Origin of the sequence: Streptomyces sp. NBC_00691 (assembly GCF_036226665.1) — a bacterium.
GTDB lineage: Bacteria > Actinomycetota > Actinomycetes > Streptomycetales > Streptomycetaceae > Streptomyces.
The window spans coordinates 8,118,150-8,139,839 of sequence record NZ_CP109007.1; the positions used below are offsets into that span (position 1 = coordinate 8,118,150).

Below are 21,690 nucleotides of genomic sequence, written 5' to 3' on the forward strand. Positions count from 1 at the left end.
ACGGTCCGCTCACCCTTGGACCTGGCTCCAGTGCCCCACAAGATCGCGGTAGAGAGCGGAACGCGCGAGCAGCTCGTCGTGCGTTCCGTACTGGGCCCGGGTGCCGTCGAGGACGAGGATCCTGTCGGCCCGGAGTGCCGACGACAACCGGTGGGCGACCACGACCAGGGTTCCCGGCCGCGCGCTCAGAGCCCGCTCGGCCGTGGCCTCCGCGACGGGGTCCAGGTGGCAGCTCGCCTCGTCGAGCAGCAGCAGCGGGGCGGGGGCCAGATGGGCGCGCCCCAGCCCGATCAGCTGGCGTTCGCCGAGGGACAGGGCGTCGGGCGTCAGCGTGCGGTCGAGCCCGCCCACCCGGTCGACGAGCGGTTCCAGGGCGAGCGCGTCCACGGTCCGGTCGACGGCGGACCGGTCGGCGCCGGGCCGCAGGTACCGCAGGTTGTCCCGCAGGGTGCCCGTGAAGACGTACGCCTCCTGGGGGATCAGCGCACGCAGGGCGGTGAGCTCCGAGGGCGGGCAGGCCGCGACGGCGCGCCCGAAGAGCCGTACGTCGCCGCGATCGGGGGCGAGCATGCCCGCCGCGACGTGCAGCAGGGTCGACTTGCCGATGCCGCTCGGGCCGACCACGGCGATGTGTTCCCCCTGCTCGACGGTCAGTTCCAACGCGTCCAGTACGGCGCGTGCCCCGGGGCCGTAGGCGGCGCGTACGTGGCGCAGCTCCAGCGCCGTGGCCGCCCGGTCCGCCCGGCGCGTCCGGCGCGTCCGGCGCGGGGAGGGCGGGGCGGAGACGGGGGGAGGGGCCGGGGGCAGTGGCTGGGTGAGGCGGTCGAGGACGACGAAAAGCCGCGCGCCGGCCGCGCCCAGGACGGTCATCAGTGTGTGCAGCGCGGGGAGCAGCGACTGGAGGACGTAGGTGAGGGCGCCCACCACGGCCCCGGCCGTGACGCCCTGGCGGAGAAGCCACGGCGCCGTGGCGAGCAGCAGGAGGACCGGCAGCTGTCCGGCCGTCGCCACCGAGAACGTGCGGACGGATGCCCAGCGGGCCAGGGCGCGCTGGGCGGCGGCCGCCTCGTCGACGGCACGGCGGTTCTGCGCGGCGGTCGCCTCCTGGGCGCCGCAGGCCACGATGTCCCGCAGAGCGGTGCGGGTGGTCTCGGCGCGCCGTCCGACTGCCTCGTCCGCGTCGAGGTACCGGTGCTGGGCGCGCGCCATGGGCCGCAGGGAGGCCGTGAACAGCGCGAGGCCCAGGACCAGCGGCGGCAGCACGACGAGGAGGAACTGCGGCGCGAGCGACAGCAGGCCGACGAGGGCCCCCACGGCGACGAAGACGAAGGAGCGCGTGGCGAGCACCAGTCCGGCGAAGCTGTCCCGGGCGATCTCGGTCTGACTCGTCAGCCGGGACACCGCGGTGGCGTCCACGCCCCCGCTCCCGCCCATGGCCGTGGTCGTGGCGGTGCGCAGGGCGCGGACCACCGACCCCCGTACGAGCTGGTCGCGCAGCGGTTCCGTGAGGTGGGGGAGCTGGGCGAAGACGCCCCGGACGACGGGAGCGCCGAGCAGGATGGCCACGGCGGCCCCGGCCAGCCAGAGGAGCCCGGTCGAGGGCGCGCCCTTCAGGAATCCGTCGTCGAGGGAGCGGGCCACGCAGTAGCCGCCGAGGAACGTCTGCGCGGATTCTGCGGCGGACCAGACCGCCAGCTTCGCCAGGACGCCTTTGCGGCGCAGGAGGAGGGACCGGAGCGAGGCCGTGACGCGCCGGGCGGGGTCCGTCTCCCGGGATGCGGACGCCGGAGCCGGACGGGTGACGTGCCGGGCCGGGTCCGCCTCGCCGGTGGCGGCAGCCGGTGCCGGACGGTCCGTCGCCTTCGGCGTTGTCGGTTCCTTCGCCCGCCCCGGGCTCAGATCGGGTGTCACTCGCCCGCTCCCGTCCCGGAAACGGCCGACGACGGCAGAGCGTCGGAGCCGGCGCCCTCCGGGGGAGAGTCCGGCGAGCATGGGTCGTCCGCGGACCGGGCCTCCGCGGTGAACACCGCGCGGTACTCCGGCTCCTCCCAGAGCAGGCTGTGCGGTCCGGACCTCCGCACACGGCCCGCCTCCATCCAGACGACCAGGTCCGCCCGGGCGGCCGTGGACACCCGGTGGGCCACGATCAGCCTGGTGCACGCCCGTGACGGCGTCGCGAGGGCGGTCTCCACCTGACGTTCGGTGGCCGTGTCGAGGCTCGACGTCGCGTCGTCGAGGATCATCAGACGGCCCCGGCCGATGAACGCCCTTGCCAGGCCGAGGCGTTGGGTCTCGCCTCCGGAGAGCGGGACGCCGTCCACCGGGGTCTCGTAGCCCAGCGGCAGCAGTCGGACGAAGGTGTCGGCGCTGGCGGCCGTCGCGGCGTCCCGGAGGCTCGTCGCCGTGGCCGGGCTCCGTGCGGGCCCGGCCCCGGCGGCCAGCGCGGCGCCGACCGTGGGGGTGGCCCCGCCGTCGAAGACGGGACGCGCGAAGGCGTAGGAGGTCGCCCCGCGCAGCTCCGGGCGGGACAGTTCCGCCAGGTCGACTCCGTCGAGGCGGACGCTCCCGGCGTCGGGGTCGGTCAGTCGGCCCGCGACGGCGGCCAGGGTCGATTTGCCGGCTCCGGAGCGGCCCACGACGGCGACCGTCGATCCGCCGTCGATCGCGAGCGTCACGTCCGTGATCAGGGGGACGCCGCCGCGCGTCACCCGCACCTCCCGCAGTTCCAGGTCCCCGGGCGCGTCGGGAGGCAGGACCGCGGAGCCGTGCGCCATCGGCGCCAGATCGGCGAGTTCGGCGGTGCGGCGTCCCGCGCCGCGGGCTCGGACCAGGGTGCCGAGCGGTGCCGCGATGCCTCCGATCCCGGCGGCGAGCGCCGCGTATCGCGAGGCGGCGAGCAGACCGCCCACGCTGACCTCGCCCGCGGCGAGACCGACCCCCGCCACCGCGACGACGGCCGTGGTGAGCAGCGGGAGGAGGACGCCGCTGCGGGCCACGGCGCGGCCGTGGACGAGCCACATGCGGGTGCCGTGCCGTGTCATCTCCGGCAGCGGGGCGAGGACGCGCTCCTCCTCGTGCCGTGCCGTGTCGGCGGCGGCGATGGTACGGGCGCCGGCCAGCGCTTCGGCCAGCCGGGCGGCGACGGCGCCCTGCGCCCGCTGGTAGTGGCCGACCGAGTCGGAGGAGTGGGCGGCGAACGCGCGGAGCAGCAGCAGGAGCAGGGGCAGACCGGCCACGAAGACGGCCGCGGTCCAGGGGTGGATGAGCGCCAGGGCCACGAGTGCGCCGATCGGCACGAGCACGGACGACACCGCGGTCGCGAGGGCCGCCGGGGCGGTGCCGCTGTCGGTGGCGTTGACGCACAGCCGGGCGGCGACGTCGCCGCCCGAGTGGGGTGCTGCCCGGTGGGGCGCGGTGCCGAGCAGACCGCCCAGGGCGCGCAGCCGGATCCAGGCGGTGGCGCGGGCGTTGGCGAGCTGCGTCAGAAGCACCGCGCCGGTCTCCAGGAGCACTTCGGCCGCGAGCAGTGCGGCGGTCCACAGCAGCCACGTCCCCGCCCCGGGCTGGTGACGCAGCAGCAGGTCCAGGGTCCTGCCGGTGAGCGCGGGGACGGCGAGCGAGCAGGCCGCGCCGGCGACCGAGCAGAGCAGCAGCGCCGCGGTGGTGCGTGCCGTGTGCCGTACGGCGCCGCGGAGCAGCCGGTCGGAACCGGTCGGCGAGGCCATCCGGCCCCCCTTTCTTCCCCTCCGGGAGCGACGTTCCCGCCGGGCCGCCGGTGTCCGGCCCCGACGGCCGGAGCCCCGGGAGCAGCGCTCCCGGGGCCCCGTGACTCCTCACCGGCGCTCGGCGCGCCGTGCGGGAAGCCGGATCGGGTCAGTTACAGGTCGTGACGCTGAGGCTGCTGTCACCGCAGAGCAGGAGGCTCGCGCGGCTGCCGGTCTCGACATCGCCGATGGCCTCGTCCTTGGGGGTCTCCAGCGACTGAAGGTCGAAGAGGTTCATGATCGTTTCCTTTCGTAGGGGACGGGTGGTGCGGGGCGACCCCTTTACGGGGCCGGTTCGTGGGGCCGCGGAAGCGGCGGAAGGAACGGCAGGTGGGCCGGGCGGTCGCCCAGGGCCGAGGAGAGGGCGAGCAGGACGCCCGCCGTACCGGTGGAGAGGTCCATGGAGAGGCGCATCATCTGCTCACCGGGGAAGGCGAGCCGGCCCTGGTAGGACATGGCGTGCCAGCTCAGGCAACCGACCTGGCGGCGTACGTCCCCCGGAGACGTGCCGGGCCCGCCGACGTTCGTACGGGCGAGGTGGAGCACCATCCCGGCGACGCCCCGGAAGAGACCGGGCTGGGCGTAGAAGGTGGCCTGCGCCGCCCGCACGATCTCGCGGCGCGCCCGGTCCAGGGCGGCGTCGCGCCGGTGGAGCAGATAGTCGTCGATCACCATGCCGATGCCCACGCTGCCCGCGCCGAGGTACGGCATCGTGCGCCAGCCCTCGTCGACCTGCAGGGTTCCGGAGGCGCCGCGGACGCAGCGGCTCAGGTCGTCGTGGAGCGCCTCGGCGGCGAGGTCGAGGAGGGCGGTGTCCCGGGTGCGCTCATAGAGCCGTACGAACAGCAGGGCCCGTCCTGCGGAGCCGTGCAGGAGTCCCGTGCGCACCTTGCCCGCCGGTCCCGCCGGTCCCGCCGGTCCCGCCGGTCCCGCCGGTCGGGCGGGCGCCCGGAGCGGGCGGGCGGACAGCTCGGCGCAGCGCAGGGCCGCCGCGTGGAGGCCGCTCTCACCGGTGGCGGTGGCCAGGGCGTCCAGGGCGAGGCCGATGCCGGCCGTCCCTCCGTACAGGTCGGGGGCGAGGCCCTCGTGGTCCTGTTCGGCGACGAGTGACGCCAGTTCGAGCGCGGCAGCCGGATGCCCGAGCCGTTCGAGGGTCCACGCGACGCCGGCGAGCCCGTCGTAGAAGCCGAACGGTGTGCCGGAGTCGGGCTGTTTGGCGTGCCGCAGGAGCCTGTCCTCCGCCTCCGGACATCGGGGCGCCCCGCTCTCGTGCAGGGCGTGGAGCACTCCGGCGGTGCCGTGTCCTACCGTCATGCCCCCGCCGGCCGTGGCGAACTGCGCGATGTCCCCGGGGAAGAACCGATCCTCCCTCTCGGGCGTAGCCGACGCCAGGATCGCGCCCACCATGGAGTCACGGCTGTTCGGCCAGTCGCCCGGCTCCGTGGGCAGGAACCGCGAGCGGCCCGCCGGACGGTCGGGTGCCCGCGAGCTCCCGCCGGACCGGCCGCCGGCCGGGTCACGCGTGATCTCCCGAACCGCCTCGTCCAGGAAGCCGGGGGGCACCGGGAACCGCGCCGCGGCGGTCTCCGCCAGGTGCGCGGCCTTGCCCCGGTCCACCGCGAGCAGACTCGTGAGCGGGATGAACAGCGCGATCCGGAGGCACGCGAGGGCGTAACGGTCCACATCGAAGCCCCGCCGGTCGGCGGGCGCCACGAACGCCGGGTTGGCGACGGTCTGGCGGCCGCCCTCCGCAGCGGGCTGGGCCGCCTCGAAGTCCAGCAGCACCACCGAGGACTCGTCCTCGGACACCATGATGTTGAACAGATGCAGGTCGTTGAAGACGATCCCGCGGGCGTGCACCGCGGCCACGGCCCGCTCGACGAGCCCGTGGATCCGCAGCGCCCACTCCGTGTACTCGGCGAGGCGCTCCGCCGGCGGATCGGCCTCCATCAGCGGATGCCTCCGCGCGAAGAAGGTGTTGAGCGGCTTGCCCTCCACGAACTCCAGGGCCAGGAAGTGGTGGTCGCCCACCGTGAAGCTGTCGAGGACCTCCGGCGTGCAGGCGAGCCCCGAGAGCCGTTCCAGCGCCTCGCGTTCGCGGTGCAGCCGCGTCACGGCGTCCGCGCCGTCGGCGGCGAGGCCGGCGTACGGCCGCGCCTCCTTCAGGACGACCCGCCGCCCGGTCCGCCGGTCCAGGGCCTCGTACACCCCACCGCCGTTGGAGAAGTGCAGGGCCTTCTCGATGACGTACGGCATGTCCTGGACGGTCACCGAGGCCCGGGCCTCCAGGTGCGGACGCAGGAAGTCGGGGGGAGTCACCCAGGCGGGCACGTGGAAGACGGGATCGCGCCGGTCGGGTACGAGCGTGCCGGACCCGTCCTCGACGGCCGGCCGCAGCTCCCCGTGCTCGTCGTAGCAGTGGCGGAGGGTGAAGCTGCCGTACCGCAGATGCACGGGCCCGCGGCCCCAGCGCAGATCGCTGAGGATGTACGGCCCCGGCCGGCCCTCCAGCAGGCCCGCCAGACCGTTGGCCACGCGCTCGCACTGCTGGTCGTCGGCCGGATACACGGTGATGAACTTGCCGCTCGCGGAGCGGTCCGCGTACTTGGCGTTGCGCTGGTGCAGCAGGTAGCGGCTGGGGACGAACTTGAAGGCCACGTCGTGCCCCAGACAGTACGCGCGGACCGTGTCGAGGATCGCCTCCGCGTTGTCGAGACAGGCGGAGACGTGGATCTTCCAGCCCTGCGACGGGAGCGCGTGGTCCAGGGGGCGCAGGGCGAGCCAGTCGCCCGTACGGTGGGACGTCCAGCCCTCGGGTACGGGGAGGGTGGCAGCCCGGTAGAGGGAGTCACCCGCTCCCTCGGCGAAGACCAGACGGTGCGGCGCGTCGTAGAAGTGACGGTCGGCGTCGCAGAACACCGCGTACCCCTTGTTCACTGCGCACTCCCTCGGTCGGTGACGGACACGACGCTGTCACGTCTCCCGAGGGCCCCGAAAGTCGCCGCTGTCACCTTCCAGCTATGCGGAACGCACAGGTAACAACAGCCCCGCGGATGCCTCCGGTCCGCACGGCCGGTCCCACTCCGGCGGCCGACGGCGGGGGTGCGGCGTGGGCCTCACGGCCCAGGACGTGGTGCGACGGTCCGTCACACCGCGGGCGGTGGCCCGTCGACCAGAGCCCGCGCCGCGGCGTACTCCTCGCGGGCGGCCTGTTCCGCGACGTCCAGATAGCCGTACGCGTCGGCGCCGACCGGGATGCGCAGGGGCGTGGGGCCCTCGGCGTGGACGATGGCGAGGACCCGTGCGGCGAAGTCGTCGGGACGTCCGGTCTCGGGGCTGTCGGCGAGTCCGCGCGCGCCTTCGAGCATCTCGCGGTTGGTCACGTCGTAGGCGGGGACCCGGTGGGCGGCTTCCGTCATGGCGGTGCCGTAGCGGGTGGCGAACATGCCGGGTTCGACGACCGTGACACGGATGCCGTGCGGGGCCGCCTCCACCGCGAGAGCCTCGCTCATCCCTTCCAGCGCGTGCTTCGCGGCCACGTAGGCGCCGAGGCCCGGGAAGGCCATCCGGCCGACGACGGACGAGACGTTGAGGATGTGTCCGTGCCCCTGGGCGCGCATCAGGGGCAGGGCGAGCCGCGTGAGTCTCCAGGGCCCGACGACCAGGATCTCCAGCTGTTGCCGGAGTTCGGCGTCGGATACCTCCTCGACCGCGCCGAACAGACCGACGCCGGCGTTGTTGACGAGGACGTCGATGCCGCCGAGGCGGTCGACGGCCGTCCGGACGGCCTCCTGGCAGGAGGCCGGGTCCCGCAGCTCCAGCGGGACCGGGACGATCCGTCCCGGCCAGTCGGCGGTGAGGTCCTCCAGATCCGCGGTCTTGCGGGCGGTGACCACGAGTTCGTGGCCCGCCCGTGCCGCCGCGACGGCCAATGCCCTTCCGAGGCCCGAAGAGCACCCCGTGATCAACCAGCGCCTGCCCATGGTTCCCCCCGTATGGATCGCCGAAGTGGTGACGCGCGAACGGTCCTGCCCTATCGCGCCGCCGGACGCGCATCGTCCCGTCCGCGCCGGGCGGGACGTGACGCGCTTCATCGTGGAGGCGAGATCCGGCCACGGCCATCCCTCACGCAGGGGCGCGTGGACGCACGGACGGGCGCAGCGGCGCCCGCTCCCCGACCCCTCCGACACAGCGAACCCCCTTGTCGGGGACGAGAGTTACTGCCGCCTCGCCCGGGAGCAGCCGGAAGCCGGCCTCCACCGCCCGAAGGCGGGCGGCAGCCCGCGTCGGCCGCGTGCGCGGACGTCACAGGGATGTCCCGGGGTATCCGGGGCAGCCGTACCCCAGGTCCGCGCGCGGCGGCCGTACGGCCGCGACGTTCGGAGGCGACCACCGCCCGGGGTGCGAAAGGTCCGCACCGGGCGGGGGCGGCACACCGCTCGCCGACGAAAGGGCGGACGGCAGAAGGCGGCAACGGAACACAGGGAGAACCGAGATGCAGGTCCGTCCGTGGCGCGTCCAACCCGACTCCCGGCTGACGGCTCACGCGGTCGCCGGCCGGTACCGGCTCGACGGCCTGCTGGGAAGAGGGGGAGCGGCCGACGTCTACGAGGCCGTGGACCTCCGGCTGCGCAGGCCCGTCGCGGTGAAGGTCTTCCGCCGCGGCGACACCCGGGCGGAGGAGCACTCCGACGGCGAAGGACGTCTCCTCGCCCAGCTGCAGCATCCCGGTCTGGTGACCCTCTTCGACTGCGGTCACGACGAAGGCCGTCCCTTCCTGGTGATGGAGCTGGTCAGGGGGACGACCCTGCGCCGGCGCCTCGCCCGTTCCGCGCTCTCGGTGGCCGAGACCTGCCGCATGGGGGTCGCGCTGTCCTCCGTGCTCGCCCATGTGCACGGAGAGGGAATAGTCCACCGTGACGTCAAGCCGTCGAACATCCTCCTGGACCCGACCGACGCCCCGCGCCTGACGGACTTCGGGATCTCCCGCCGCTTCGTCACCACCGACGACCCCGCGGCCGCGCCCGACGCCGCGAGCAGCGCGGCCGACCCGGTCACCGGCGGCGAGGACTTCCTCATGGGGACGGCTTGCTACATGGCACCGGAACAGGCACTCGGCTGGACCACGGGGCCGCGGGCCGACGTCTACAGCCTCGGACTGGTGCTCCTGGAGGCACTCAAGGGCGAACGGGAGTACGGGGGCCAGCCCCTGGAGGCGGCGCTCGCTCGGCTGCACCGCCCGCCGGCGCTGCCCGACGGACTTCCCCCGGGACTCGGCGCGCTGTTGAAGGCCATGACGGCGCACGAGGCCTCCCACCGACCCGACGCCCGCACCTGCCAGGAGACGCTGGCCGCGCTGCCGATCCCCGACGCGGGCGACCCGCGGCACGCGGCACAGCCGGTGACGGCGCCCGGGGCCCCCGGGCACCCGTCCGGAGTCCGCCGCTCGCCCGGTACGCTCCCGAGCGCGCGGACCACGCCCACGAAGGCGGAGCCGAGGACCAGGTCGCTCCTTCGCCCCGGGCGACTGCTCGCCAAGAGCGCGGCCCTGGCCGCCCTCGGCGTCACGCTGACGGGCTCCATCGGCGCCGCCCCCGCCGGGAGCGGGAGTGTCGTGGACCCGCTCTCCCGCCACGTGACCGACCAGCAGATACCGGACGCGGCGGGGCGGTGACGGTCGACTGACCCGTACGCCTCGACGCCGAGGGCCGGGGGTGGCGGCAGCGGCTGTGCCCGGCCGTCTATTGCAGGACGGCTTCGGCCCGCATGGCGAGGAAGTTCGCCTTGTAGGCATCGTGTGTCGCCGCGCCGGCGAGGCGGATCAGTGCCTCGTCGTTCTCCCGCAGGGAGGACGTGTCCAGGTTGTGCGAGCCGGTGAAGGTCCACTTCGTGTCCGGGTGGCCCGCGTAGTTGCCTTCGACGAGAAGGTACTTGGAGTGGACGAAGTAGCCGGCGGCGTCGAGGTGGTACGGCTTGATACGGGCGTGGCCCTGCAGGGCGGCGAGGTCGTTGGAGTCCTTGTAGACGATCTCGATCCAGCAGTCCTGGTCGGCCAGCGAGCGCAGCTTGGCCGCGATCGCGTCCCGGTGCAGGGCCCACGCGGAGATCCGCACGATGGTCTTGTGGGAGGTCGTGCCGGTGGTCGTGTTCCCGGTGCAGGAGACGTTGTTCAGGAACCCGAGCACGACGTCACCGGTCTGCTGCGGGAAGAAGTAGTACTTCGCGTCACCGGCTTCGCCCGTGCGGTAGTAGTCGCTCGTCTTGCTCATGGCGGCGAGATCGTTGAAGTACTCGGTGTAGGCCGTGTAGAGGGCCGTGTTGCCGACCACGGTGTACGCGTTGTTCCACTGCCGGGTGGTGGACGAGACCGTCTGGTTGGCGGAGCTCTGGATGACCACGTCCTCGGCGACGCCCGCATCGCCGATGCGGGAGAAGGTGAAGAACTTGTTGTGGTTGATCGGGTTGGTGCCGCCCGCCGCGATGCACGCGCCGCCCGCGGTGCACACCTGAACCCAGGAGCCCTGGGTCTTGTCGGTCCCCAAGGCGGCGATGAGGTTCTGAGCGGGGGCGGGGGTGGGAGCTTCGACGGACTTGTGGTCCAGGACGACACGGACGTTGACGCCGCGCCCGTGGGCGGCGACCAGGGCATCGGTGAAGTCCTGGTCCTGCATGACGTACAGGGCCGCCCGCAGGGTGCGTCCCCCCTGGGTGTTGTCGATCGCCTCGATGATGTGGTTCTTCACGGCGTCCTGCTCGGCCGCCGCCCCCTTCGGGTTGTTGAAGACGGCGCCGGTGACGACGGGGGGTGCGTCCTCGGCGGCGGCGGGGGCGATGCCTGAGAACACAAGGGCGAGGGCGACCGACACGGTCGCCCAGAAACGCTGGCGGATGACTCCTCCTCGGCTGGATGGTGGCATGAGCCTGCCATGACTGTCCGAGAGCGGGAACGAAGGGCCACCCGACGTCTCCGGACGGAGTACGCCCGCTCTGATGACGAGCCATCAGGACAAGTGGTCCGAAACGGACTTGAGGTCATCGTGCTCGCGCCCCGCCCTGAGCTGTTCCGAGAAACTTTGAAACATCTTCCACGGGTCGGCGCGTCAAAGGGGGAGAGCACGTACGACACCCGACTCCCTGCGAGGAATCCCGTCATGAACCTTTCCCTGCCCCGTGCGGCCACCGCCGTCGCCGTCGGCCTCGCCTCGTTCATCGCCGTCGCCGCGGCCCCCGCCGCCGCGGAGACCCAGAACTGGCGGAACGTCAGCCCGACGGGCAGCGACGGCAGTGTGCTGTTCGACGTCGAGACCGCGGGCGGCGCGACCTGGGCCGTCGGCAAGCGCAACGACGCGACCACCCGGCCCTTCGCGCCGGTCGCGCTGCGCTGGACCGGCACCCGTTGGCAGGCGCCCCCGCAGCCGGCCGATCACGGACGCCTGGAGGACCTCGCCGTCGGCGCGCCCGACCAGGTGTGGGCCGTGGGCACCCGCTACGAAACCGTCGGCGAGGACGACTGGGACCAGGGGCGCGCGCTGCTCCAGCACTGGAACGGCAAGGCCTGGAGGGCGGTCGAGCTGCCCTTCCCGAAGGGGGCGGAAGGCACGTCGCTGTCGGCCGTCGACGTGGACGCGCGCGGTGCGGTCTGGGTGCACGGCGGATACACCGACGCGACCGGCGAGTACCGGCCGGCCCTGTTCCGCGGCCGGGCGGACGGCAGCGGCGGCTGGACGCGGCTGCCGGCGGACACCGGGCTCAACTGGGTCTCCCAGCTTGAGGTGGGACCCGGCGGTGTCGCCTTCGCCATCGGCGACGGCGTCTCGCGGTTCGACGGCACCTCGTGGACCAAGCAGCAGCTGCCGAGCGGGCTCGACGGCGCCATGTACGACGGCATCGAGCGGCGGTCGGCGAACGACATCTGGGCTGTCGGTCACATGCGGGACGAGAACCTGTGGCGTCGTCCCGTCGTCGTGCGGTTCGACGGCCGAACCTGGTCCACCGTCCGTACCCCGGCCGAGACGGGCCAGCTGTTCGACATCGCCTTCGACGGCTCCGGCGGCCCGGTGATCGTGGGGGAGACCATGAACCCCGACGTCAACCCGGCCGGCAACTACGTCCTGACGCTCGGACCCAACGGCCTGCTCAAGCGTACGGAGAACCCGGGCGGAGCCGGCTTCCTCTACGGCGCCGCGACCGACGCGGCGGGCCGTGTCTGGACGGTCGGCGGCGCCGAGGGCGCGGAAGGCGGCATCTCCCCGTCGGCCTACGCGGGCATCCGCCGCTGACCCGAAACACCGGGGAGCCGGGCGGAGCCGCTCTGGTCCCGTGGACGGCAGCGACGGCGTAGCGCTCAGAGCGTCTCGCGCAGCAGCGCCGCCTCGTGGTCGAGGTGGTGGAGCAGGGCCTGGAGAGCCGGCGTACGCGTGCGGTGCGCCGCTTCCGTGGTGCCCACCGTGCGTCCCACCGAGGGGAGTTCGACCGGCAGGGCAGCGAGCTCCCCGTCGGCGCGCAGGACCAGCTCGGGCAGCAGCGCGACCATGTCCGTCTGCAGGAGCAGCGCGCGCATCGTGAGGATGGACGTGCACTCGACCCGGTCGGCGGGCAGCGCGAGGCCCCGGTCGGCGAAGAGGGCGCCCAGCTCCTGCCGGAGTGCGGTCTGTTCGACCGGGAGGATCCAGGGGAAGTCGAGGGTGTCCGTGAGCGTGACGCCGGCGGTCTCCAGGAGCGGGTGACCGGACCGGACCGCGAGCCGGATGCGTTCCCGGTAGAGCCGCCTCAGGCGCAGCCCGTCCCCTTCCTTGGGGGCCGGTCCCACCCGGCCGATGATGACGTCCAGTTCGCCCGCGAGGAGTGCCGGATGGAGGGCGTCCGGTGTGCCCTCCCGTACGACGACGGTGACGCGGGGCCGTTCGCGCTTCAGCTGGGCGATGGCCCGGGGGAGCAGCACATTGGTGCCCGCGAGGAGCGCGCCGACGGTCACGGTGCCCTCCTGGCCCTGGCGCAGCCCGGTGAGGTGTTCCCCGGCCCGGCGCATCTCGGCGATCACGGCGCGGGCGTGCTCCGCGAAGGCCTCTCCGTAGAGCGTCGCCCGCATGCCGCGCGGCAGGCGGACGAACAGAGGCAGGTCGGCGATGCCCTCCAGTTCCCGGAGGGTGCGGGTGGCGGCGGGCTGGGTGAGGTGCAGGGTCTCGGCCGCGCGCCCCACGCTGCCATGGTCGTGGATCGCGACGAGCAGGGTGAGATGCCGGAACTTCAGCCGGCCGTCCAGGAGGTCCATCGCCGGGGCTCCTTCCGAGAGCGGTTCCAGTGAGCCGGAGTCACGCATACCTGAATCGGTATGGACTGAGTGCCTTTTGGCATTGGTTCGGTATGGCTCGGTGGGTGCACGATACCGACACACGCCGGGGGACCAGAACCGAATCCCCGGCCCGGTAGCGGAGGTCTGCAAGGTGCGTCCACCTGTGCGGCATTACGTAGGGGGCGAGTTCGACGCTTCGGGCGTCCCGTTCCCGCTCATCGACCCGGTCCGCGGGGCCGTCGTCGGCGAAGCGCACGCGGCTCCGAAGGAGTTGGTGGACCGCGCGGTGGGTGCGGCGCGGGAGGCACTGCGCGGCCCGTGGGCGAGCTGGAGCCCGGTGGACCGGTCCCGGCTCCTGCACCGGATCGCCGACGGCATCGAGCGGCGTTTCGACGAGTTCGTCACCGCCGAGTGCGCCGACACGGGGAAGCCGCGCGAACTCGCCTCGACCATCGACATCCCGCGTGCGATCGCCAACTTCCGCTCGTTCGCCGACCTCCTGGCCGGCCGCGCCGAGCGGTCCTGGCACACGACCACCCCGGACGGCCGGGGCGCGCTGAACTACACGGTGCACAAGCCGCTCGGCGTCGTCGCCGTGATCTCGCCGTGGAACCTGCCGCTGCTGCTGCTCACCTGGAAGGTGGCCCCGGCGCTCGCCACGGGCAACACGGTGATCGCCAAGCCCTCCGAGCTGACACCGCGCACGGCCTGCCTGCTGGCCGAGGTGATGGCGGACGCGAACCTGCCCGCCGGGGTCTTCAACCTCGTCCACGGCGGCGGCGCGGACGCCGCGGGGCAGTGGCTCACCGAACACCCGGGGGTGGACGCCATCGCCTTCACCGGCGAGTCGCGCACCGGCGGGACGATCATGCGGGCCGCCGCCGCGCGACTGGCCCCCGTCTCGTTCGAGCTGGGCGGCAAGAACGCCGGGCTCGTCTTCGCCGACGCGGATCTGGACCAGGCGGTGGCGGGCACGCTCCGCTCGTCGTTCACCCACAGCGGGCAGGTCTGCCTGTGCACCGAGCGGGTGTACGTGGAACGACCGGTGTTCGACGCGTTCGCCGAGGCGCTGGCCGCCGGCGCCCGGTCGCTGAGCGGATACGGCCCGATGGTCTCCGCGGCTCACCGCGACAAGGTCCTGGGCTACCTCGGCAAGGCCGCGGCCGACGGCGAGGTGCTCGCGGGAGGGGGCGCGCCGCGCTTCTCCGACGAACGGGACGGCGGCTTCTGGGTGGAACCGACCGTGCTGGCCGGGCTTCCGGAGGACCACCCGGTGGTACGGGAGGAGATCTTCGGTCCTGTCGTCCACCTCGCGCCGTTCGACACCGAGGAGGAGGCGCTGGCCCTCGCGAACGCCGGGCCGTACGGGCTGGCCGCCACGGTGTGGACGGGCGACGTGAGCCGCGCGCACCGCGTCGCACCCGCCCTCGACGTCGGGATCGCCTGGGTCAACAGCTGGAACCTCCGTGACCTCCGCACCCCCTTCGGCGGGGTGAAGGCCTCCGGCATAGGCCGTGAGGGCGGCGACCACTCCCTCGACTTCTTCTCCGAACCGATGAATGTGTGCGTGAAACTGTGAGCACGGTGGACGAAGCGGTGGCGAGCGCCGCCGAACGCCTCGACACGGCCCGCCTCACCGGCGTTCCCTGCGACCCCGTCCGCGCACTGCTGCCCCCGGGGGACCTGGCGGCGGCCTACGCCGTCCAGACCGTCCTCGGCGAGCGCCGACGCGCGGAGGGGCGCCGGATCACAGGCTGGAAGATCGGGCTGACCTCGGCCGCGGTCCAGACCCAGCTCGGCGTCGACACACCGGACTTCGGGCGCCTCACGGACGACATGGCGGTGCCGGACGGAGCCGAGATTCCCTGGGGAACGGTGCTCCAGGCCCGGGCGGAGGCCGAGGTCGCCGTCGTCCTCGAACACGACCTCACCCACGAGCGGCACACCGTGGCCGACGTGATCAGAGCGACCGCCTTCGTGCTCCCTGCCGTGGAGATCGTGGGCAGCCGGATCCGGGACTGGGACATCACGGCCGTCGACACCATCGCCGACAACGCATCCAGCGGCGCGTACGTCCTCGGCACCCGCCCCGTCACGCTGCGGGAACTCGACCTGCGAACCGCCGGCATGGTGCTGGAGCGGCGCGGAGAACCTGTGTCCACCGGCGCGGGAGCCGCCTGTCTGGGCCATCCGTTGCACGCCGCCCTGTGGCTGGCCGACACGCTCGTACGCCTCGGCCACCCGCTGAGGGCCGGGGACACCGTGCTCACCGGCGCACTCGGCCCCATGACGACCGTCGAGCCCGGTGATGTGCTCGAAGCCCGCATCGACGGCCTCGGGTCGGTACGCGCGGCCTTCGGGCGCACCGGACGGGAGGGAGACACCCGATGAACATCACGGCACTGGCCGAGGCGCTGGACTCGGCGGCGCGTGAGGGCCGCCCGCTGGCCGGCGGCGGAAGCGGACCGAAGGACACCGGCGAGGCGTACGCCGTGCAGGAGGCGCTGGTCGCCCGGCGGCTGGCCCGGGGAGAGCGGCTCACCGGCTTCAAGCTGGGCTTCACCAGCGTGGCCAAGATGCGGCAGATGGGCGTGTCCGACCTGATCCACGGGCGGCTGACGGACCGGATGGTGATTCCCGACGGCGGGCGCCTCGACCTCTCCGGCCTGATCCACCCCCGGGTCGAGCCCGAGGTGGCCTTCCTGCTCGGGGACACGCTGCGCCCCGGTGGCGACCCCATGGCGGCGGTCGCGGGGGTGGCCACGGCGCTGGAGGTCATCGACTCGCGCTACCACGGCTTCCGGTTCTCGCTCCCCGAGGTGATCGCCGACAACACCTCCGCCGCGGGCTACGCGGTGGGCCCCTGGAACGCGCCGGTTGACCTGGACGACCTCGGTGTCCTGTTGGAGCTCGACGGGCGCCTGGCCGAGACCGGTTCCACCGCGGCCATCCTGGGGAGCCCCCTGCGGGCCCTCGCCGCCGCGGCCCGGCTCGCCGGTGCGCTGGAACCCGGCACGGTGATCCTCGCCGGCGCGGCGACCGCGGCCGTGCCCCTGCCGCCCGGAACGCATGTGCGGGCCACCGTCGCAGGCCTCGGCACCGTCGGCTTCACCACCGGGGAGGGCGCGTGATCGTCCCCGGTGCCGCCCCGCCGCGCGGCCGGTTTCCCCACTTCCGGCGCGCGGGTGACCTGGTCTTCGTCTCCGGCACGAGCGCGCGCCGCCCCGACGGCACGTTCGTGGGCGCGCGTGCCGACGCGATGGGGGTGACGGACCTCGACATCCGCGCGCAGACCCGGGCCGTGCTCGACAACATCGAGCGAGTGCTGGGCGCGGCGGGCGGCGGCCTGGCCGACCTGGTGTCCGTCACCACGTATCTGGTCGGCATGAACGACTTCGGCGGCTACAACGAGGTCTACGCCGAGTACTTCGACGAGAGCGGTCCCGCCCGCACCACCGTCGCCGTCCACCAGCTTCCCCACCCGCACCTGCTGATCGAGATCAGCGCCGTCGCCCACATCCCGCAGCACACCCCCGTGTCCCTCTCCCGGAACAAGGAACCGCGACCGTGACCATGAAACCGTTCAACCTCCACGCCTGGATCGAGGAACACCGGCACCTGCTCAAGCCGCCGGTCGGCAATGTCCAGATCTGGCAGGACGCCGACCTGATGGTCACGGTCGTCGGCGGCCCGAACCGCCGCACCGACTTCCACGACGACCCGATCGAGGAGTTCTTCTACCAGCTCAAGGGCGACATGGTGCTCCGCGTCATGGACCAGGAGGGGAGCCCGCCGCGCGACATCCACATCCGCGAGGGTGACGTCTTCCTCCTTCCGCCGCACGTGCGGCACTCGCCGCAGCGGCCCGAGGAGGACAGCGTCGGCCTGGTCGTCGAGTTCGCCCGCCCGCAGGGCAGCCGGGACGCCTTCGAGTGGTACTGCATGGAGTGCCACCACCTGGTCCACCGCAGCGAGGTACAGCTCACCTCGATCGTCGACGACCTCCCGCCCGTGTTCGACTCCTTCTACGGGGACGAGGCGGCGCGCACCTGCGGAAACTGCGGCGCGTCGCACCCGGGCAAGGACTGGCCGGAGGCGCTGCGTCCGCACACGCGCCGCGACGAGGCGGGCGGCGCATGACCGTCGTCGACATCCACGCCCATGTCTTCCCGGAGATCGGCCGTGCCGAGTCGCGGCTGCTCACCGGCTCCGACGACGGCCCCTGGCTGCGGACCACGGACGGTCCGGACGCCGGGATGATGATGGCCGGCTCCGCCGAGTACCGGCCGGTGCGCCGCACCCTGTGGGACCCTGCGGAACGCGTCGCCGACCTGGACCGGCTGGGCGTGGACATCCAGGTGCTGTCCAGCACCCCGCTGCTCTTCGGCTACGGCCTGGAGGCCGGGCGCGCCGCCGACTGGTGCCGCACGGTCAACTCCCGTCTCCTCGCGTATGGTTCGCACGCCCCGCACCGACTGCCCCCGCTGTGCCAGGTGCCGCTCCAGGACACCGAGGCCGCCTGCGCCATGCTCAGCGAGGCGATGCGTCAGGGGTTCCACGGCGTCCACATCGGCAACCACCTCGGCGACCGCGACCTCGACCACGGCGCGCTGCTGGAGTTCCTGACGCACTGCGCAGAGGAGGACGCGGCCGTCCTGGTCCATCCCTGGGACCTGCCGACCGGGCCGCGTTTCTCCCGGTACATGCTGGCCTGGCTCGCGGGCATGGCTGGCGAGACCCATCTGACCATCCTGTCGCTGATCCTCTCCGGCGCCTTCGAGCGCCTGCCGGCCTCGCTGCGGCTGCTGTTCGCCCACGGCGGCGGGAGCTTCCCGTACCTCCTGGGACGGGCCGACAACGCCTGGCACCGTCGTGATCTCGTCCGCGCCGACAGCCCCCACCCGCCCTCGCACTACACCCGGCGCTTCTCCGTCGACTCCGCCGTCTTCGACCCCGGGGCGCTGCGCCTGCTCGTGGACGTGATGGGCGCGGAACGGGTGCTGCTCGGATCCGACCATCCCTTCCCGCTCGGCGAGGAGGACATCGGCCGCCTGGTGCGGGAGAGCACGCTCACCCCGGAGGAGACCGAGGCCGTCCTCGGCGGCAACGCCGTCCGCTTCTTCGGCCTCACCCCGCTGCTGAAGGAGGCAGTCCGATGAAGGCAGCAGTGATCGGGTCGGGCAACATCGGCACCGACCTCCTCATCAAGATCGTCCGAGGGGCGGGGAACGTCACCGCCGCCGCGATGATCGGCATCGACCCGGAGTCGGAGGGACTCGCACGGGCCCGCCGCCTCGGGGTACGAACGAGCGCGGACGGTGTGAAGGGGCTGCTGGACCTCGACGACTTCGACGACATCGACCTCGTCTTCGACGCCACCTCGGCAGCCGCCCATCACCGCAACGCGGCCGCGCTCGCGCCGTACGGCAAAAGGATCGTCGACCTCACCCCGGCGGCCATCGGCCCGTACGTCGTCCCGCCCGTCAACCTCGACGAGCACCTCGACGCCCCCAACCTGAACATGGTCACCTGCGGCGGGCAGGCCACCGTCCCGATCGTCGCCGCCGTCTCGGCGGTGGCACCGGTGCACTACGCCGAGATCGTCGCCTCGATCGCCTCGCGGTCGGCGGGCCCGGGCACCCGGGCGAACATCGACGAGTTCACCGAGACCACCAGCCGCGCCCTGGAGCGGGTGGGCGGCGCGGCCCGGGGCAAGGCGATCATCGTCCTCAACCCGGCGGAACCGGCGCTGCTGATGCGCGACACGGTGCACTGCGTCGTCGACGACTGCGACACGGAACGGGTGGCCGCCTCCGTGCGGGCCATGGCGGCCTCGGTCGCCGCGTACGTGCCCGGCTACCGGCTCAAGCAGGAGCCGCAGTTCCGCGCGCTGCCCGAGGGCGACCCGCTCACCCGGCTCGCCGGCGGCGGACGCCTGCTCGTCTCCGTGTACCTGGAGGTGGAGGGCGCCGCCCACTACCTCCCGGCCTACGCCGGCAACCTCGACATCATGACCTCCGCCGCGCTGCGCACCGCCGAGCGCCTGGCCGAACGGAGTCCGGTCCGATGACCTCGGTCTACGTCCAGGACGTCACCCTTCGCGACGGCATGCACGCCGTGTCGCACCGCTACACCCTCGACCAGGTGCGGGCCGTCGCGGCCGCCCTGGAGGCCGCCGGCGTCGACGCCGTCGAGGTCGCCCACGGCGACGGTCTGTCCGGCTCCTCCGTCACCTACGGGCCCGGTGCGCACACCGACTGGGAGTGGCTGGAGGCGGCGGCCGAGGTGCTCGACCGGGCCAGGCTCACCACCCTGCTGCTGCCGGGCGTCGGAACCGCCGACGACCTGCGCCGCGCCCACGCCCTCGGGGTCACCTCCGTCCGCGTCGCCACCCACTGCACGGAGGCGGACATCGCCGCCCAGCACATCGGTCTCGCCCGGGACCTTGGGATGGACGTGGCGGGCTTCCTGATGATGTCCCACATGGCGCCGCCGGCTGAACTGGCCTCTCAGGCACGCCTCATGGAGTCGTACGGCGCGCACTGCGTCTACGTCACGGACTCCGGCGGCCGACTGACCATGGACGGGGTACGGGACCGGGTCCGCGCGTACCGCGACGTCCTCGACCCGGCCACCGAGATCGGCATCCACGCCCACCACAACCTCGGTCTGGGCGTCGCCAACAGCGTCACCGCGGTGGAGGCGGGCGCGTACCGCGTGGACGCCTCGCTCGCGGGCCAGGGCGCCGGAGCGGGCAACGCGCCGCTGGAGCCGACGGTGGCGGTCTTCGACCTCATGGGCTGGGAGCACGGCTGTTCCCTGTTCCCGCTGATGGACGCCGCGGAGGAGCTCGTACGCCCGACGCAGGACCGGCCCGTACGGGTGGACCGGGAGACCCTGACCCTGGGCTACGCCGGGGTGTACTCCAGCTTCCTCCGGCACGCCGAGGCCACCGCCCTCCGGCACGGTCTCGACACCCGGGACCTGCTCGTCGCGGCCGGACGGAGGCGGCTCGTCGGCGGGCAGGAGGACCTCCTCACGGACATCGCGCTGGACCTCCTCCGCGACCGTGACGCCTCCGCCGCCGCACCCTCCCTCGCCGCAGCACCCTTCCCCGCCGCCTCTCTCGCACCGACGGAGTGACCCCGTGCCGACCGGAACACCGATCGAAAAGCCCACCGGAACCGCAGCACCCTCCGAGCGGCCCACCGCGCCGCCCGACGATGACCCCACCCTGCTGGACGGACGCGCGGCGGCGCTGGACGCCGCCGACACGCTCGCGCACGTCAGGGACCGCTTCCTCCTCCCCGAGGGCGTCGTCTACCTCGACGGCAACTCCCTCGGCGCCCTCCCCGCCGCCGTCCCCCCGGCGGTCGAGGACGCCGTGCACCGGCAGTGGGGCACCGACCTGATCCGCTCCTGGAACGCCAACGGCTGGTGGGAGGCGCCGGTACGGACCGGCGACGCCATCGGCCGCCTGATCGGCGCGGCCCCCGGCCAGGTGGTGGCCGGGGACTCCACCAGCGTCCAGCTGTTCAACACCCTGCTCGCCGCCGCCCGGCTGCGCCCCGGCCGACGGCTGCTGCTGACCGACCCCGACCACTTCCCGACCGACCAGTACATCGCCGACTCGGTGGGCCGGCTCCTGGGACTGGAGGTCCGCCGCGTGCCCGCACGCGAGGCCGCCGCGGTGCTGGCCGCCGAGGGCACGGACGTCGCGGTCGCCGCCTACGCCCCGGTGGACTACCGCACGGGCGAGCTGTACGACATGACGGCGCTCACCGGTGCCGCGCACACCGCCGGGGCCCTGGTCCACTGGGACCTGTGCCACGCCGCCGGGGCCCTGCCGATCGCACTCGACTCCGTGGGGGCCGACTTCGCCGTCGGCTGCGGGTACAAGTACCTCTCGGGCGGCCCCGGCGCCCCGGCCTTCGCCTACGTCGCAGAGCGCCACCAGCAGGCCTTCGACCACCCCGTCACGGGCTGGCACGGGCATGCGGAGCCGTTCGCCATGTCCGGCGCCTACACCCCGGCCGCGGGCATCACCCGCGCCCGCATCGGCACCCCGGCCCTGCTGTCGCTGGTCGCCCTGGAAGCGGCTCTGACGGCGTACGACGGTGTCGACATGGAGTCCGTACGGGCCAAGAGCCTGTCCCTGACCGGCTTCTTCCAGGAGTGCGCCGACCACCTCCTCGACGGGATGGGCTTCACCCCGGCCACCCCGCGCGAACCCGGGCGCCGCGGCAGCCAGGTCGCCCTGCGGCACCCGGAGGCGTACCCCCTGGTCTCCGCGCTCACCGAGCGCGGTGTCATCGGCGACATGCGCGCCCCCGACCTGCTCCGCTTCGGCTTCAACGCCCTCTACCTCACGCACGCGGACGTCCTGCACGCCGTCCGCGAGCTGCGGGACATCGTGTCCACGGGCGCCCATCGGGCCGCCGCGCACCAGCGGCGTCCGACGGTCACCTGACCGTTCCGCACGACCACCCGGCCCGCGCGATCCCCGAGGTCACTCCACCCCCTGACCGCCGCGCGACCGGGGCCACACCGGTCGGACCCCTCCGTACCGGCGGGCCACGCCGTGCTTCCGCACGCCCGGCCCACCCCTTCGCACGTCCATTCTCCGCCGCCGAG

Annotated in this window: 18 protein-coding genes; 11 read left to right on the forward strand and 7 right to left on the reverse strand. The window is 73.4% G+C overall.

The window, feature by feature from the left end; translation table 11 throughout:
- Window positions 1-9: 9 nt before the first annotated feature.
- The 5 genes from OG392_RS36355 to OG392_RS36375 all read right to left on the reverse strand — a co-directional run bounded on the left by OG392_RS36355 (window position 10) and on the right by OG392_RS36375 (window position 7,747).
- Window positions 10-1,911, reverse strand: coding sequence for an ABC transporter ATP-binding protein (locus tag OG392_RS36355; RefSeq protein ID WP_329286707.1), 1,902 nt, complete (start codon window positions 1,909-1,911; stop codon window positions 10-12).
- A complete protein-coding gene (locus OG392_RS36360) occupies window positions 1,908-3,725 on the reverse strand; it encodes an ABC transporter ATP-binding protein (RefSeq protein ID WP_329286709.1) in 1,818 nt (605 codons plus the stop codon). Before OG392_RS36360 ends, OG392_RS36355 begins: the two co-directional genes overlap by 4 nt.
- A 148-nt stretch (window positions 3,726-3,873) precedes the next feature.
- Window positions 3,874-4,002: a mycelium formation morphogenetic lantipeptide SapB gene (ramS, locus tag OG392_RS36365; protein WP_015037662.1), complete on the reverse strand. Its 129-nt coding sequence runs from the start codon at window positions 4,000-4,002 to the stop codon at window positions 3,874-3,876.
- A gap of 44 nt (window positions 4,003-4,046) precedes the next feature.
- Complete coding sequence (lanKC, locus tag OG392_RS36370) at window positions 4,047-6,701, reverse strand: class III lanthionine synthetase LanKC (RefSeq protein ID WP_329286716.1); 2,655 nt, start codon at window positions 6,699-6,701, stop codon at window positions 4,047-4,049.
- Window positions 6,702-6,910: 209 nt separating this feature from the next.
- Window positions 6,911-7,747, reverse strand: coding sequence for an SDR family oxidoreductase (locus OG392_RS36375; RefSeq protein ID WP_329286718.1), 837 nt, complete (start codon window positions 7,745-7,747; stop codon window positions 6,911-6,913).
- A gap of 512 nt (window positions 7,748-8,259) precedes the next feature.
- On the opposite strand from OG392_RS36375, the gene OG392_RS36380 reads away from it, so the two are divergent.
- On the forward strand, window positions 8,260-9,438 hold the full coding sequence (locus tag OG392_RS36380) for a serine/threonine-protein kinase (protein WP_329286719.1): 1,179 nt from the start codon (window positions 8,260-8,262) through the stop codon (window positions 9,436-9,438).
- Between the two features lie 67 nt (window positions 9,439-9,505).
- Here OG392_RS36380 and OG392_RS36385 read toward each other — a convergent pair whose 3' ends face one another.
- Window positions 9,506-10,681, reverse strand: a complete 1,176-nt coding sequence (locus OG392_RS36385; protein WP_329286721.1) for a phospholipase D-like domain-containing protein — start codon at window positions 10,679-10,681, stop codon at window positions 9,506-9,508.
- A 234-nt stretch (window positions 10,682-10,915) separates the two neighbouring features.
- On the opposite strand from OG392_RS36385, the gene OG392_RS36390 reads away from it, so the two are divergent.
- The gene (locus tag OG392_RS36390) at window positions 10,916-12,043 is read left to right on the forward strand and encodes a hypothetical protein (RefSeq protein ID WP_329286723.1); all 1,128 of its coding nucleotides are present in this window, start codon (window positions 10,916-10,918) and stop codon (window positions 12,041-12,043) included.
- Between the two features lie 65 nt (window positions 12,044-12,108).
- On the opposite strand, the gene OG392_RS36395 is transcribed toward OG392_RS36390, so the two are convergent.
- Window positions 12,109-13,035 carry a LysR substrate-binding domain-containing protein gene (locus OG392_RS36395; protein ID WP_329286726.1) on the reverse strand — a complete coding sequence of 309 codons (927 nt, stop codon included), beginning with the start codon at window positions 13,033-13,035 and terminating at the stop codon, window positions 12,109-12,111.
- 184 nt (window positions 13,036-13,219) lie between these two features.
- On the opposite strand from OG392_RS36395, the gene OG392_RS36400 reads away from it, so the two are divergent.
- The 9 genes from OG392_RS36400 to kynU all read left to right on the forward strand — a co-directional run bounded on the left by OG392_RS36400 (window position 13,220) and on the right by kynU (window position 21,526).
- Entirely contained in the window at window positions 13,220-14,635 is a 1,416-nt protein-coding gene (locus tag OG392_RS36400; RefSeq protein ID WP_329286729.1) for a 2-hydroxymuconic semialdehyde dehydrogenase, read from the forward strand.
- Entirely contained in the window at window positions 14,632-15,447 is an 816-nt protein-coding gene (locus OG392_RS36405; RefSeq protein WP_329286732.1) for a 2-keto-4-pentenoate hydratase, read from the forward strand. The genes OG392_RS36400 and OG392_RS36405 overlap by 4 nt, the downstream gene beginning before the upstream one ends.
- Window positions 15,444-16,187 (forward strand): 2-keto-4-pentenoate hydratase, encoded by a 744-nt coding sequence (locus OG392_RS36410; RefSeq protein WP_329286734.1) that lies wholly within the window; start codon window positions 15,444-15,446, stop codon window positions 16,185-16,187. The genes OG392_RS36405 and OG392_RS36410 overlap by 4 nt, the downstream gene beginning before the upstream one ends.
- Window positions 16,184-16,627 carry a RidA family protein gene (locus tag OG392_RS36415; RefSeq protein ID WP_329286736.1) on the forward strand — a complete coding sequence of 148 codons (444 nt, stop codon included), beginning with the start codon at window positions 16,184-16,186 and terminating at the stop codon, window positions 16,625-16,627. The genes OG392_RS36410 and OG392_RS36415 overlap by 4 nt, the downstream gene beginning before the upstream one ends.
- Window positions 16,624-17,196: a 3-hydroxyanthranilate 3,4-dioxygenase gene (locus OG392_RS36420; protein WP_329286737.1), complete on the forward strand. Its 573-nt coding sequence runs from the start codon at window positions 16,624-16,626 to the stop codon at window positions 17,194-17,196. The genes OG392_RS36415 and OG392_RS36420 overlap by 4 nt, the downstream gene beginning before the upstream one ends.
- Window positions 17,193-18,215: an amidohydrolase family protein gene (locus OG392_RS36425; protein ID WP_329286739.1), complete on the forward strand. Its 1,023-nt coding sequence runs from the start codon at window positions 17,193-17,195 to the stop codon at window positions 18,213-18,215. Before OG392_RS36420 ends, OG392_RS36425 begins: the two co-directional genes overlap by 4 nt.
- A complete protein-coding gene (locus tag OG392_RS36430) occupies window positions 18,212-19,126 on the forward strand; it encodes an acetaldehyde dehydrogenase (acetylating) (RefSeq protein WP_329286741.1) in 915 nt (304 codons plus the stop codon). Before OG392_RS36425 ends, OG392_RS36430 begins: the two co-directional genes overlap by 4 nt.
- Entirely contained in the window at window positions 19,123-20,199 is a 1,077-nt protein-coding gene (gene dmpG, locus OG392_RS36435) for a 4-hydroxy-2-oxovalerate aldolase (protein ID WP_329286743.1), read from the forward strand. Before OG392_RS36430 ends, dmpG begins: the two co-directional genes overlap by 4 nt.
- Before the next feature lie 91 nt (window positions 20,200-20,290).
- The gene (gene kynU, locus OG392_RS36440) at window positions 20,291-21,526 is read left to right on the forward strand and encodes a kynureninase (RefSeq protein WP_329287670.1); all 1,236 of its coding nucleotides are present in this window, start codon (window positions 20,291-20,293) and stop codon (window positions 21,524-21,526) included.
- The last annotated feature ends 164 nt before the right edge of the window (window positions 21,527-21,690 follow it).